The 13,438-nt window shown below is 74.0% G+C and carries 9 protein-coding genes; 3 read left to right on the top strand and 6 right to left on the bottom strand.

All coding sequences use genetic code 11. The features are described 5' to 3' along the window. Nucleotides 1-787 precede the first annotated feature (787 nt). From pepN to ACIP93_RS11920, 3 genes are all read right to left on the bottom strand, one after another. A complete protein-coding gene (gene pepN / locus ACIP93_RS11930; protein ID WP_401757701.1) occupies nt 788-3,457 on the bottom strand; it encodes an aminopeptidase N in 2,670 nt (889 codons plus the stop codon). Between the two features lie 477 nt (nt 3,458-3,934). Next, nucleotides 3,935-4,312, bottom strand: coding sequence for a chorismate mutase (locus ACIP93_RS11925; RefSeq protein WP_345226559.1), 378 nt, complete (start codon nt 4,310-4,312; stop codon nt 3,935-3,937). Nucleotides 4,313-4,332: 20 nt separating this feature from the next. Continuing rightward, a complete protein-coding gene (locus ACIP93_RS11920; protein WP_345223996.1) occupies nt 4,333-5,211 on the bottom strand; it encodes an AraC family transcriptional regulator in 879 nt (292 codons plus the stop codon). Nucleotides 5,212-5,479: 268 nt separating this feature from the next. Between ACIP93_RS11920 and ACIP93_RS11915 the strand changes: the two genes are divergently transcribed. Further along, the gene (locus ACIP93_RS11915) at nt 5,480-7,237 is read left to right on the top strand and encodes a beta-galactosidase family protein (RefSeq protein WP_401757698.1); all 1,758 of its coding nucleotides are present in this window, start codon (nt 5,480-5,482) and stop codon (nt 7,235-7,237) included. A gap of 207 nt (nt 7,238-7,444) precedes the next feature. Here ACIP93_RS11915 and ACIP93_RS11910 read toward each other — a convergent pair whose 3' ends face one another. Beyond that, on the bottom strand, nt 7,445-8,233 hold the full coding sequence (locus ACIP93_RS11910) for a serine protease (protein WP_345223992.1): 789 nt from the start codon (nt 8,231-8,233) through the stop codon (nt 7,445-7,447). 259 nt (nt 8,234-8,492) lie between these two features. Here ACIP93_RS11910 and ACIP93_RS11905 point away from each other — a divergent pair, with 259 nt between their 5' ends. Then, a complete protein-coding gene (locus ACIP93_RS11905; protein WP_401757696.1) occupies nt 8,493-9,389 on the top strand; it encodes a hypothetical protein in 897 nt (298 codons plus the stop codon). Between the two features lie 71 nt (nt 9,390-9,460). Further along, the gene (locus tag ACIP93_RS11900; protein ID WP_401757694.1) at nt 9,461-11,098 is read left to right on the top strand and encodes an ankyrin repeat domain-containing protein; all 1,638 of its coding nucleotides are present in this window, start codon (nt 9,461-9,463) and stop codon (nt 11,096-11,098) included. Here the strand turns inward: ACIP93_RS11900 and ACIP93_RS11895 are convergent. Both ACIP93_RS11895 and ACIP93_RS11890 read right to left on the bottom strand, forming a co-directional pair. Next, nucleotides 11,058-12,821, bottom strand: a complete 1,764-nt coding sequence (locus ACIP93_RS11895; RefSeq protein ID WP_401757692.1) for an FAD-dependent oxidoreductase — start codon at nt 12,819-12,821, stop codon at nt 11,058-11,060. The genes ACIP93_RS11900 and ACIP93_RS11895 overlap by 41 nt on opposite strands. Continuing rightward, nucleotides 12,818-13,270, bottom strand: a complete 453-nt coding sequence (locus ACIP93_RS11890; protein ID WP_401757690.1) for a flavin reductase family protein — start codon at nt 13,268-13,270, stop codon at nt 12,818-12,820. The genes ACIP93_RS11895 and ACIP93_RS11890 overlap by 4 nt, the downstream gene beginning before the upstream one ends. Nucleotides 13,271-13,438 lie beyond the last annotated feature (168 nt).

Below are 13,438 nucleotides of genomic sequence, written 5' to 3'. Positions count from 1 at the left end.
AGCCCTCGGGGCGGGGAGCCCTCGGGGCGGGGAGCCCTCGGGGCGGGGAGCCCTCGGGGCGGGGAGCCCTCGGGGCGGGGAGCCCTCGGGGCGGGGAGCCCTCGGGGCGGGATGTCTCCGAGGCGGGGAGCCTTTGGGGCGGAGTGCCGATGGGGTGCAGTGCCGCTGGGCGGGGGCTCCGGGACGGAGTATCTCCGCGGCGGAGGGCCTTTGGGGTGGAACGTCTCCCGGACTGTGCTGGGGCGTTCGAGTGGGGGCTTGCGGTGCGGGGTCGCTGGGCGGGAGGCGTGAGCCAGGGGCCGGAGATTTCCCCTACCCGCCCCTTCCCGTAACCCTGCGGGGCTGTGGAGGGCTCCGTGCGGGGGGGGGCAGGTCGCTGGGCGCGCAGTTCCCCGCGCCCCTTTCGGCGGCGCAGGGCCGCTGGGCGGGGAGGCGTGAGCCAGGGGGGCGGAGATTTTCCCTGCCCGGGCCTTTCCGTGGCCCTGCGGGAATGTCGGGGGTTCCGTGCGGGGGGTGGGTGGCTGGGCGCGCAGTTCCACGCGCCCCTTTCGGCAAGGCGGGGCCCCTGGGCGGGGAGGCGTGAGCCGGGGCGGGGATTTTTCCTGCCCGGGCCTTTCCGTGGCCCTGCGGGGCTGTGGAGGGTTCCGTGCGGGAGGTGGGTGGCTGGGTGTGCAGTTCCCCGCGCCCCTTGCAGGGGCGGTCCGGCAGGGGCGTGGGGAAATGTGCGGGCGACCCACCGCAAGCCGCACGGGTGAGGGCCCGTCGGGTGGAGGGCGGGCCTTGGAGGTCAGGGGGTGGAGCGGATGTGCAAGGCGCGGGAGAGCGCGTCGAGTTGGTCGATGAGTTTGCGGCGCAGCGCCGGGGTGAGGTCCGTTTCGCGCAGGTGTTGCTCCCCGAGTGCGAGCGCTTCCGGCGTTGCGGCGTACGCCGGGAAGGCGTGCCGGCCCGCCGCCTCGGCCATCGCCGGGCCTCGGCGTGCGGCGAGGGCTGCGGCCGCCGGGTAGTAGCGGGGTACGTAGTCCGCGAGGAGTTCGTTCTGTTCGGGTTGCCAGAATCCCTGTGCGGTGGCGGTGAACAGGTAGTTGGAGAGGTCGTCGCGGGTGAAGAGGCGGTCCCAGGCCGCCGCCTTGGCCTCGGGCGTGGGCAGCGCGGCGCGGCAGCGGGCGGCGCCCTGTTCGCCGGTGGCGCTGGGGTCGCGGGCGAGTTCGCGGTCGACGGCCGCTTCGTCGGTCGCGCCGAGCACCGCCAGCCGGTGCAGGATGCTCCAGCGGAGTTCGGGGTCGAGGAGGGGGCCGCCCGGGACGCTGTCGTTGTCGTACCAGTCCTGGATGCCGTCGGGCTGGGTCGCGGCGGCGATGAAGTGGCGTACGGCCACCAGGCGCAGCCCCGGGTCCTGGCCGTCCTCGGTGCGGCGCATGAGGTCGCGGCAGAGCGCGGTGAGGGTGGCCAGCGCGGCCGGGCGGTCGTCGGGGCCGAGGTAGTGGTCGGCGATCTGCTGGGAGGCGAAGGCGAGGACTCCCTGTACGACGGAGAGGTCGCGTTCGTGCGGGAGGTGGGCGCGGGCCGCGTCCAGGTAGGCGGCGGGCGGGAGTTGGCCGTCGCGGACCATGTCGCGGGCGGCGTTCCAGATGACGGCGCGGGTCAGCGCGTCGGGGATGCCCGCGAGGGAGCGCAGGGCGGTCTTCCAGGAGGCGGGGTCGAGGCGGACCTTGGCGTAGGTCTGGTCGCCGTCGTTGAGGAGGAGCAGGGCGGGGCGGCGGCCGGGGCGGGTGAGGACGGGGTCCGCGGCGAGGGCGGGGGCGGGGGTGGCGGGGCCGCCGTCGGACGGGAGGTCCGCGTCGGCGTCCGAGGCCGTACCGGGGGGCCGTTCGGCGTCCGCGCCGGTGGCCGACGCCGTGACCGGGTCCGCGTCCGTACCGGTGGCCGACGCCGTGACCGGGTCCGCGTCCGTACCGGAGGCGGGGACGTCCAGGTCGAAGCGTTCGCGCAGGACGAGGGTGTCCGCTTCGAGGAGGTCCTGGTCGTACGCGCCGACGGTGATGCGGTGCGGGCGGGAGCCGGTGCGGGTGACGTCGAGGGTCCAGCCGGTGTCGGTGTCGGTGACGGCCGGGGTGAGGGTGTCGACGCCCGTGGTGCGCAGCCAGGCCGCGGCCCAGGCGTGGACGTCGCGGTCGGTGGCGGTGGCGAGGTTGTCGAGGAGGTCGGCGAGGGTGGCGTTGGCGAACTTGTGGCGTGCGAAGTGCGTGTTGATGCCGGCCAGGAAGTCCTTCTCGCCCATCCAGAAGACCAGTTGGCGCAGGGCGGAGGCGCCCTTGGCGTAGGAGATGCCGTCGAAGTTGAGGAGGGCGGCGGCCGTGTCGGGGACGGCTTCGGGGTCCGGGGCGACGGGGTGGGTGGAGGGGCTCTGGTCGGCGTCGTAGCCCCAGGTCTTGCGGGCGACGGCGAAGGCGGTCCAGGTGTCCTGGTGACGGGTGGCCTCGGAGAGGACCTGGTAGGCCATGTATTCGGCGAAGGACTCGTTGAGCCAGATGTCGTCCCACCACCGCAGGGTGACGAGGTCGCCGAACCACATGTGGGCCATCTCGTGGGCGATGGTCGTGGCGCGGGCCTGGCGCTGGGTGTCGGTGACGGCGGACTGGAAGACGTAGGTGTCGCGGAAGGTGACGAGTCCGGGGTTCTCCATGGCGCCCGCGTTGAATTCGGGGACGAAGGCCTGGTCGTAGGAGTCGAAGGGGTAGGGCTCGTCGAACTTCTCGTGGTAGCGGTCGAAGCAGGCCCTGGTGACGTCGAGGATCTCGTCGGCGTCGGCGTCGAGGTGAGGGGCGAGAGAGCGGCGGCAGTGCAGGGCGAAGGGCAGGCCCGCGTGGTGGGTGCGGACGGTGTGCCAGGGGCCGGCGATGACGGCGACGAGGTAGGTGGAGATGAGGGGGGTGGGGGCGAAGGTGCGGCGGCCGTCTTCGGTGCGGCCGGTCTCGCGGGTGTTGGCGGCGACGGTCCAGCCGTCGGGGGCGGTGACGGAGACCTCGAAGACGGACTTGAGGTCGGGCTGGTCGAAGGCGGGGAAGACGCGCTGGACGTCGTCGAGGAAGAGCTGGGTGTAGACGTACGTCTCGCCGTCGGCGGGGTCGGTGAAGCGGTGCATGCCTTCGCCGGTGCGGGAGTAGTGCATGGCGGCGTCGATACGCAGCTCGTGCTCGCCGGGGGTGAGGCCGGTGAGGGGGAACCGGTTGTCGGCGAGGGCGGCGGGGTCGAGGGGGTGCCCGTCGAGGGTGAGGGAGCGCAGGGTGGCGGGCTTCAGCTCGAGGAAGGTGTCGCCGGCGGTGCGGGCGGTGAAGTGGATGACGGTGCGGGAGTCGAAGGTGGCGTCGCCCTGGGTGAGGTCGAGGTGGACCGTGTAGCGGCGGGCTTCGATGAGCTGGGCACGGGTCTGCGCTTCGTCGCGCGTCAGTACGGGCATGGGGACATGGTCGCCGATGGGGGGGTGCCGCGGGGGGCCGGGGCTGACCCGGGCGCCGGGCTCCTGGCGGGGGTCGCGCGGCCGGTGCGGGCACTTGGGCAAGGGGCGGCACCCGGGCGGGCCGGGGCGGGCATGGCTTCTGCCGGGGGCGCGCAGCCGGTGCCTGAGGCAAGGGACGGCACCCGGGCGGGCCGGGAGCGGAAGGGGCCACCCCCTGCCCGCCCTCCCCCAAGCTCTCGGCTTCGCTCAAGCAGGGGGCACCCCCTCCCCCCCGAGGGCCCGCCGCCCAAGGGGGCGGGAGCGGAGGGGGCTGCGTCGCCCGAGGGGACGGGGGCGGAGAGGGCTGCGTCGCCCAAGAGGGCTAGGGTTGCCTCGTCGCGAGGGGTGGTGAGGGATGGCTGCCCGGAGGGCATGGCATCAGGGGCGCGGGGAACTGCGCGGCCGGCCACGACGCACCCGCGCAGGACCGGCGAAGGATCACTCCGCAGGGGTGTCCGCGATTTGTTCGTGGTGGCGGATGACCTCCGCGATGATGAAGTTGAGCAGCTTCTCGGCGAAGGCCGGATCCAGTTTGGCGGACTCCGCGAGGCCCCGCAGACGCGCGATCTGGCGGGATTCGCGAGCCGGGTCGGCCGGCGGAAGGTGGTGTTCCGCCTTGAGGTGCCCCACTTGCATCGTGCACTTGAAGCGTTCCGCGAGCATGTGGACGACGGCCGCGTCGATGTTGTCGATGCTGTCGCGGAGCCGGTGGAGTTCGGCGCGTACGGCCGGGTCGACGGGGCCGGCGGCCTCCGAGGGCGCGAGAGGCTCCGTGGGCTCGGCGGGGTCCGGGGCGGCGGGGGTGCTGGTGCTCATGGGCAGCGAGCTTACGTCGGTCACGTGGGGATCGTCGGAGGGTGTTCGGGATCCGGGATCTGGTGACTCCATCCCCCGGGCACGCTGCGCCCCTGCTGCTCGCGGAAGCGCACGGGAGCGGTGCCGACCCGCCGGGTGAAGAGCCGCGAGAAGTAGGCGGGGTCGTCGTACCCGACCCGGCGGGCGACGGCGGCGACGGGGAGGTCGGTGGCGGCGAGGAGTTCCTTGGCGCGGCCGAGCCGGATGCCCAGGAGGTAGTCCTTGGGGCTGCACCCGGCTCCGCGCCGTACCGCGTTGCGCAGCTCCGCCGGGGTCATGCCGTGCCGGGCGGCGTGTTCGGCGACCGACAGCGGCTGGAAGGCGTCGCGGGCGAGGGCGGCCAGCACGGGGTCCCCGTCGGCGCCGAGGTCCGCCCGCGCCTTGCGCAGCGCGACCAGCAGTTCGTGGACGGCGGCGCCGGTCTCGACCTCCAGGAGCGGGTTGCCCCGGCGGGCGGCCCGTGCGATGCGGCCGACGGCGGCCCGCGCCCCGGCGGTGTCGGCGAGCGGGACGACGGGCCGGTCGGGCTCGATGTACCCGAGTTCGGTGTACGTCGCGGTGGCGGGCCCGGTGAAGTCGACGAAGCTCTCGTCCCAGCCGGTGTCCGGGTCGGGCCCGTAGTGGTGGGGCACTCCGGGCGTCACCCACAGCAGCGCGGGCGCGGTGACGGCGGTGCGTCGGCCGTCCGCGCCCCGGAACCATCCGCTGCCCGCGCTGATGACGATGGCGACGTGGTGGTCGAGGGTGCGGGGGCCGACGGTGGGCAGGGCGCCGTGCTGGAGGCCGACGCCCAGGCAGACCAGGCCGAGTCTGTGGTGGGTGGGGCTGGGGGTGAAGTAGCGCATCCAGGTGTGGTACATCCGCCGTCCTCGTCCTCGCCGCGTTCTCGCCGGGCGTGCGTCTTCGGTCCGACCAACCGACCAACCGACCAACCGAATGTCCGACCAACCGAATGCCCGACCGGCTGAATGCCCGACCGGCCGAATGTCCGAATGTCCGACCAACCGCCCAACCGTCCAACTTCCGTTGATCTTTGTCCATGGACCGCCCCGCCCGCCAGGGGGCAGGGTGTGTGCCTTGTCGACGATTTCCGGGCCGTGTCCCGACGACTTCAGATGGGCGGGACCCGTGGCTGACTTCACGGTGGGTGACCAGGACTTTCTGCTGGACGGGCGGCCGGTGCGGCTGCTGTCGGGGGCGCTGCACTACTTCCGGGTGCACGAGTCGGCGTGGGCCCACCGGCTGGGGATGCTGCGGGCGATGGGACTCAACTGCGTCGAGACGTACGTCCCCTGGAACCTGCACGAGCCCGACCCGGGCCGGTTCCACGACGTGGAGGCGCTGGGCCGGTTCCTGGACGCGGCGGCGGAGGCCGGGCTGTGGGCGATCGTACGCCCGGGGCCGTACATCTGCGCGGAGTGGGAGAACGGCGGGCTGCCGCACTGGCTGACCGGCCCGCTGGGCTCGCGCGTGCGCACCCGCGACAGGGCGTATCTGGGGCAGGTGGAACGGTGGTTCCGCCGGCTCCTCCCCCAGGTCGTGCAGCGGCAGATCACCCGGGGCGGCCCGGTCCTGATGGTGCAGGTGGAGAACGAGTACGGAAGTTACGGTTCCGATTCCGTCTACCTCGCCCGCCTGGCCGGATTCCTGCGCGAAGTCGGCGTGACGGTCCCCCTCTTCACCTCCGACGGCCCGGAGGACCACATGCTGACGGGCGGTTCGGTGCCGGGGGTCCTGGCGACGGCGAACTTCGGCTCGGGGGCGCGGGCGGCCTTCGAGACGCTGCGCCGTCACCAGGGCTCCGGTCCGCTGATGTGCATGGAGTTCTGGTGCGGGTGGTTCGAGCACTGGGGCGCCTCGGGGATCGTGCGGGACGCGGGCGACGCGGCGCAGGCGCTGCGCGAGATCCTGGAGTGCGGGGCCTCGGTGAACCTGTACATGGCGCACGGCGGCACGAACTTCGCGGGCTGGGCGGGTGCGAACCGGGCCGGTGAGCTGCACGGGGGCGAGCTCCAGCCGACGGTCACCTCGTACGACTACGGCGCGCCGGTCGACGAGTACGGCCGGCCGACGGAGAAGTTCTGGCGCTTCCGGGAGGTGCTGGCGGAGTACGCGGAGGGGCCGCTGCCCGAGGTGCCCGCCCCGCCGGCGCGGCTGGCCGGTCCGGCCGCGGCGGACTTCACGGGCTGGGCGCCGCTGGAGGACGTGCTGGAGGCGCTGGGCGGCGAGGAGTCGGAGCGCGGTGTTCCGGCGACCTTCGAGGAGCTGGGGGTGGGCCGGGGCCTGGTCCGCTACCGGGTGCGGGTTCCCGGTCCGCGCCGGCCGTACCCGCTCGGTGTGCGGGGTCTGCGGGACCGGGCGCAGGTGTACGTCGACGGGGTGCGGGCCGGGACGCTCACCTCGGAGGACGCGTGGCTGGCGGAGCCGGTGGCGGGTCCCGCGACGGTGGACCTGTGGGTGGAGTCGCTGGGCCGGGTCAACTACGGTCCCCGGGTCGGGGAGCCGAAGGGCCTGACGGGCGGGGTGGTGCACGAGCGCCAGTACCTGCACGGCGTACGGTCCCGGGGCCTGCGCCTGGAGTCCTTCGAGGACGCGGGCCTGGTGCGGAAGACGGGTTCGCGGGCCCTGCCGGACGGTCTCCCGCCAGGGCTGTACGTCGGCGGGTTCACCGTCGCGGGGGCCGGGGACGCGGCGCTGGAGCTGGCCGGGTGGGGGCGGGGCTTCGCCTGGGTGAACGGTTTCTGCGTGGGCCGCTACTGGCCCGCCGCCGGGCCGCAGGAGTCCCTCTTCGTACCGGGCGCGGTGCTGCGGGAGGGGGAGAACGAGGTGTGGGTGCTGGAGGTGGAGGGCGGGCCGCTGGAGCGCGGTGCGGTACGGGTCGAATAGTCCGCGCCGGACGGATGCCGCGATCCTCCCCCGCGACCCGCGGGGCGACGGAAGACGCGTCCGTGCGGGTGCGTCGTGGTTGCTCGCGCAGTTGCCCGCGCAGTTCCCCGCACCCCTGAACTGCCTGCCGCACAGGGGCGCGGGGCGAGGGGCGGGGCGTACGGCCACCCGGTCAGGGGTGCGCGTCCGCCCCGCCCGGAACGGGCGTTACAGCGTGGACGCCGCGCTGGCGATCGCCGACGCGAAGGTCGAGACCTCCGTGTAGACGCCCGGGTAGTTCGGCCGGGCGCAGCCGTTGCCCCAGCTCACGATGCCGACCTGGACCCACGCCCCGGCGTTGTCCCGGCGGAACATGGGTCCGCCGGAGTCGCCCTGGCAGGTGTCGGTGCCGCCCTGGCTGTATCCGGCGCAGATCTCCTCGCCGGCGATGAGGGAGGGGTACGACGCCTTGCACGAGGCGTCGGAGACGAACGGCACCTGCGCCTTGAGCAGGTAGCGCTGCTGCGCTCCGCCTTCGCGGGCGGCGCCCCAGCCGGCGACGGTGAACGTCCCGGAGTTGTACGACGTGTTGGTGGCGATCTTCAGCGTGGGCTGGTTGATCGGCTTGGCCAGCTTGATGAGGGCCCAGTCCTTGCCGTTGCCGTTGTAGCCGGGGGCCTGGAGGACCTTGGTGGACTTGACCTTGATGGCGCTGGAGCTCTGGAGGTCCACGACGCCCGCGGTGGCGGTGATGCTGGTGTTGTTGCCGGAGCCGTCGACGCAGTGGGCAGCGGTGAGGACGATGTCCTTGGCGTAGAGCGCGCCGCCGCAGCCCATGGAGAGGCGGACCATGAACGGGAACTCGCCCTGGGCGGCGCGCGTTCCTCCTACGACGGGCTGGGTGCCGGAGGCGCCGGTGGTTCCCGCGGAGGCGCCCGCGGGCTGGAGGCTGAACGCGGCGAGGGCGACGGCGCCTATGACAGCGGATCTCTTGACGGCACGGAGTACGTTCTTCAACGGAGTGCCTTTCAGTGGGGGGTGGAGAGGAAAACGCGCTGTACGGATCACCCGACGGAGACACCCGACGGAGCGTGCGGCGGAGCACGGAGCGGACCGGACAGGACAGAGCGGTCAGGACAGAGCACACACCGACGCAGCACTGGCATGAGCCCGTCAACGCGTTGTTGGATTATGTGGAGTTGGTCCGAGGACCGACAAGGGTTCCATTTCGGCCAGCGCGCGCCGGGCGTCCGGCGGCCGTGGGCAGGGGGCGCAGATGAGCATCGGCAGCGAGGTCGAGCACGGCTTCCCGCATCTGGACACCGTGCGCAGAGCGCTGACCGCGCTGTACCGGCGGATCGGCGAGGACGGGGTGCACGCGTACGTGCCGAGCGTGTTCCCGGCCGACGTGGCCTTCTCCGTCCAGGACGATCCGCACCTCGGCGCGCAGGCCGTGGCCCGCGCCCTCGTCGCCCACCTGCGGCTTCCGGACGCCCGCGTGATCGTCAGTTACCGGCAGATGGAGCATGCCGCCGGGGTCGAGCTCACCGCGGGCCCGGAGTACTTCATCGAGCTGAACGAGCGCTTCCTGGACCACCGCCGCGACATCGGGGCCGCCCTCGCGCACGAGATCACGCACGTCCTCCTGCACCGTCTCGGCCTGTCGTTCCCGAGCACGCCCGAGAACGAGATCCTCACCGACACGGTGACGACGTACCTCGGCGCGGGCTGGCTGCTGCTGGACGCCTTCCGGCAGGACGGGGCCACCAGCCAGAAGCTCGGATACCTCACGCCGGAGGAGTTCGGTTACGTCCTGGCCAAGCGCGCCCTGCTGCTCGGCGAGGACCCGGCGCCCTGGTTCACCAGCGCGGAGGCCTACACGGCGTACACGAAGGGCATGGCGCAGGCGCTGCGCGACGCCCGCAGGCCGCCGCTCGCGGAGGCGGGCCGGCTGGCCCGGCACCGGTACGGCAAGGACCGCCGGCACGCCCTGGAGAACGGCGGCTCGGGCACTGCGGGCCCGCTCGCCCCGTACGCCTTCGAGGGCCGGCCGGACGACCTGCGCGTCTCGTTCCCCTGCCCGACCTGCCACCAGCGGCTGCGCGTGCCGGTGCGCGGTGCGCTCAAGGCGCGCTGCGGGCTGTGCCGCACGGTGCTGTCCTGCGACACCTGACCCTCCCGCCACTCCGCCCCGGACAGTTGCTGACCTGCGGGAACATTCGGCGGTCCACGTAGGGTCGAAGGATGGACCACAACCCGACAGCGGGCCTGCGGGACCTGTTCGAGGCCGTGCACGATGGCGAGGACGACGCTGTTGTACGGCTGCTTCGGGCGGGCGTCCCGGCGGAGGCCACGGACACCGACAAGACGAGCGCCCTGTACGCGGCGGCGGCGAACGACCGCCCCACCATCGTGCGTTCACTGCTCGCGGCGGGCGCGGACCCGGACCGCCCGTGCGGCCCCGAGGGCGGTGACCTGCCGCTGTGCGCGGCGGCCGTGGGCGGCCACACCGATGTCGTACGGGCGCTGCTGGCGGCGGGGGCCCGCCCCGACCTGCGCGAGGACTACGGCTTCACCCCGCTGACCTGGGCGGCGGGCCGGGGCCACGCGAGCACGGTGGAGGAACTCCTGGCGCACGGGGCGGACCCCGATCTGCCGGGCCCCGGCGGGGAGTCGGCGCTCGTGCTGGCCGCGCGGCGCGGCTCGCCCGCGACGGTGCGGGCACTGCTGCGGCACCGGGCGGCGGACCGGGAGGCGGCGCTCGCGGAGGCGCGAGGGTGGCTGGAAAGTGACGTGGAGCACGCGGTGCGGCGACGGTTGCGACAGATGTACGGGGCGCGGCAGGGGGATGTGTTCGCGGCGCGGCGGGTGGTGGAGGAGGGCGGTACGACGCTGGTGGTGGAACTGCTGCGGGACGGCATACCCGTGGCGTCGGAGGAGCAGCAGACGGCGCACGCCGCCGTGGTCACGCGCCTGGAGTGCGTACTCGGGGTGCGGACGCCGGCGGAGGAGCTGGCGGGGCGGGCGGTCCGCTCGGGGGACCCGGAGGGCAACGACTGGCGGGAGGCGGTGGCGGCGCTGTGGCAGCGGGCGGACGAGGAGACGTTCCGGGCGGCGCGGTCGTGGTGTGCGCGGGGCGTGGACTCCTCGGGTCCTTCCGGCTTTCTGCACCAGACCTTCGCAGCGGACGTGCTGGCGAGGGTGGGGGCGCGCGGGGCGGCGGTGCCGCTGCTGCGGGAGCTGGCGTCGCGGGAGGGGCCGGCGGCCCTGACGCGGGCGGCGGTACGGGCGCTGGGGCGGCACGGGGACCCGGCGGCGCTGCCGGAGGTGCTGGCGCGGGCGGGGCACCCCGATGCGGGGGCGCGGGAGCGGGTGGCGAGGGCGTTGGGGCGGCTGGGGTTCGCCGGACCGGCGGTGGACGCGCTGCTCGTGCTGGCGCGGGACGGGGACCCCGGGGTGCGGGGGGCGGCGGTGGGGTCGCTGGCGCGGGCGGCAGTGGCCGGTGCGGTGAGCGATCCGCTGCGGGAGGCCCTGGCGGAGCAGGTGGGTGCGGGCCGGCCGGGGCCGGGCGGGGCGGACCGGGACGCACCCGACGCCGAGCGGGCCGCACCCCTTGCGTTCCGCCCCCGGGAGACGGCCCCGCCGCCCGCGCGGGGCGGGCGGGAGTGGGCGCCCCTCTCCCCCGCCCACCCCGCCTACGCCGAAGCGGCGCGGGGACTGGCCGCGTGCCGGGACCCCCGGGCGGCCGAGGCCCTGTGGCGGGTGCTGGCGGACGGGATGCCCGGCTCCCCGGCCCACCGCGTCGCGCGGGAGGCACTCGTCCTCGTACCGGACGAAGAGGTCAGGCGTCGCCTGGAGTGGACGCGGCCCCGGCTCCGGTAGCCCCGGGTCCGGCGGTCGCGGCTTCGACGACCGACGCGATGTCGTTGACCGCCGCCCAGCCGAAGGCCATCGCGGGGCCGATCGTCCCGCCCGGCCCCGGGTACGTCTCGCCCATGACCGCCGCGGAGCAGTTCCCGGAGGCGTACAGGCCCTCGATCACGCTGCCGTCCTCGCGCAGCACCCGCGCCTGGGCGTCGGTGACCAGACCGCCCTTGGTGCCGATGTCGCCGGGGTGGACCGGGATCGCGTAGAAGGGCCCCTTCTCCAGCGGGGCGAGGTTGGGGTTGGGGAGCGTGGGGTCGCCGTAGTACCGGTCGTACACGCTGTCCCCGCGCCCGAAGTCCTCGTCCTTGCCCGCGTCGGCGAACCGGTTGAAGCGCCGGACGGAGGAGGGCAGTTCGGGCGCCTTGATGAGGGTCGCGAGCTGCTCGATCGTGGCGGCCTGCTTCAGGAAGCCGGTCCGCGTCCAGGACGTGGGGAAGGCCTGGCCGGGGAAGAGCCCGGCGAAGAGGTAGCGGGACTTGGAGCGGGCGTCCAGGACCAGCCAGGACGGGACGGTCGTCGCGTCCGGCCGGTCCGCCTCGTACATCGCGTCGACGAACTGGTGGTAGGGGGCCGCCTCGTTGGCGTACCGCTGTCCCGCCGCGTTGACGACGACCATGCCGGGGATGCCGCGGTCGGCGACCAGGAAGAAGGACTTCTCACCGGGTGGGCAGACCGACGGCGCACCCCACACCTTGTCCAGCAGGTCGGTGGCCGCGCCCAGTTCCTCCCCGAGCCGCAGGGCGTCGCCGACCTGGCCCTCGGAGGCGTGCGTCCAGGCGGTGGAGGTGGGGGCCGGGAGGTGTTTCTCGCGCAGCTCCTGGCTGTGCGAGAACCCGCCGGAGGCCAGCACCACACCGCCCCTGGCGCGTACGGAGACCTGTGTGCCGTCGCGGGTGACGCGCACCCCCGTGACCCGGCCGCTCTCCTCGTCGCGCACGAAGGAGGTCAGCGGCGCCGACAGCCACAGCTCGGCGCCGTGCTTGTCCAGCGAGAGGCGCAGCCGGGCGACGAGCGCCTCGCCGAGCGAGACCAGTTTCTTGCCGGTGACCAGGGCCTTCGCGGCTCGCACGCCGACGCGGAGGGAGGCCCTCCGGCCGGCCCAGGTGCGGCTGATCATGTTGACGTACCGGAAGTCGTACGAGGTGATGGTGAGCCCGTACGTGGGCAGGCCCGCGCGGCGCATGCCGGCGGCGAGCGGTCCGAGGGCCTTGAGGTCGGCGATGCGGGGCTCGATGGAGCGGCCCTGCGCCATGCCGCCCAGGGCCTCGGGGTAGTAGTCCGAGTAGCCGGGGGTGTACATGAACCGCACGTCGGTGCGGTCGTGGAACTCCTTGACCATGCGCGGCCCGTGGTCGAGGTAGGCCTCCTTGCGGGCCTCGGGCACGCGGTCGCCGACGGTGGCGTCGAGGTAGGCGCGGGCCTTCTCGCGGGTGTCGCCGAGGCCGGCCTCGTCGAGGTGGAAGGTGGCGGGCACCCATATCGCGCCGCCGGACAGGGCGGTGGAGCCGCCGTACTTGTCGGTCTTCTCCACGACGAGGGCGCTCAGGCCGCGCAGCCGTGCGGTGAGGGCGGCGGCCATGCCGGCGGCACCGGAGCCGACCACGACGACGTCGTAGGTGTGGTCCCAGTCCTGGGACCTCCGGCTCTGCGGGGAGGCGGTCGACGGAGAATCGGTCATGTGAACACTCCGGTGGCGTAGTCACTGCGGAAGTAGAGCAGGGGCGATCCGTCGGGGCGCGCGTCCAGGTCGAGGACGCGGGCGGTGATCACGTAATGATCACCCGCCTCGTGGACGGCGTACAGCTCACAATCGACCGTGGCCAGCGCGTTGTTGATGCGGACCGCGCCGTTCGGGGTGCGCTCCCAGTCGACACCGGCGAACTTGTCGCTGCCCCGGCGGCCGAGGGCCGCGCAGGTGTCGGCCTGGTCGTCGGCGAGGATGCTCACGCCGAAGCGGCGGGCCCGTTCGACCCGGGGCCAACTGCTGGAGCTCTTCCCGACGCAGAGCAGGACGAGCGGCGGATCGAGGGAGAGCGAGGCGAAGGACTGGCAGGCGAAACCGACCGGGCCGCCGTGCTCGTCCAGGGCGGCGACCACGGTGATGCCGCTGGCGAAACGTCCCAGCACGTCGCGGAAGCGGGCGGGGTCGACGAGCGGCGGCGCTCCGGGGCCGGTCGGGGCGGACCCCGGGGGCGTGCCGGTCTCCTTCGGGACGGGACCGGAGGGCGCGGCGGAATCACCCGATGGGGTGAGGGGGGCCGGGAACTCCCCTGTCGCTCCCGGCCGTTCTTCGGG

The organism is Streptomyces sp. NPDC088745, from assembly GCF_044751045.1.
Taxonomy (GTDB): Bacteria; Actinomycetota; Actinomycetes; order Streptomycetales; family Streptomycetaceae; genus Streptomyces; species Streptomyces cremeus.
The sequence above is the reverse complement of the archived record's forward strand: the minus strand, read 5'-3'. Positions and strand labels throughout refer to the sequence as shown.

Excerpts from the sequence above, each read along its gene's own strand:
- pepN (WP_401757701.1), bottom strand. The coding sequence starts at position 3,457 with ATGCCCGTACTGACGCGCGACGAAGCGCAGACCCGTGCCCAGCTCATC.
- ACIP93_RS11925 (WP_345226559.1), bottom strand. The coding sequence starts at position 4,312 with ATGAGCACCAGCACCCCCGCCGCCCCGGACCCCGCCGAGCCCACGGAG.
- ACIP93_RS11920 (WP_345223996.1), bottom strand. The coding sequence starts at position 5,211 with ATGTACCACACCTGGATGCGCTACTTCACCCCCAGCCCCACCCACCAC.
- ACIP93_RS11905 (WP_401757696.1), top strand. The coding sequence starts at position 8,493 with ATGAGCATCGGCAGCGAGGTCGAGCACGGCTTCCCGCATCTGGACACC.
- ACIP93_RS11900 (WP_401757694.1), top strand. The coding sequence starts at position 9,461 with ATGGACCACAACCCGACAGCGGGCCTGCGGGACCTGTTCGAGGCCGTG.
- ACIP93_RS11895 (WP_401757692.1), bottom strand. The coding sequence starts at position 12,821 with ATGACCGATTCTCCGTCGACCGCCTCCCCGCAGAGCCGGAGGTCCCAG.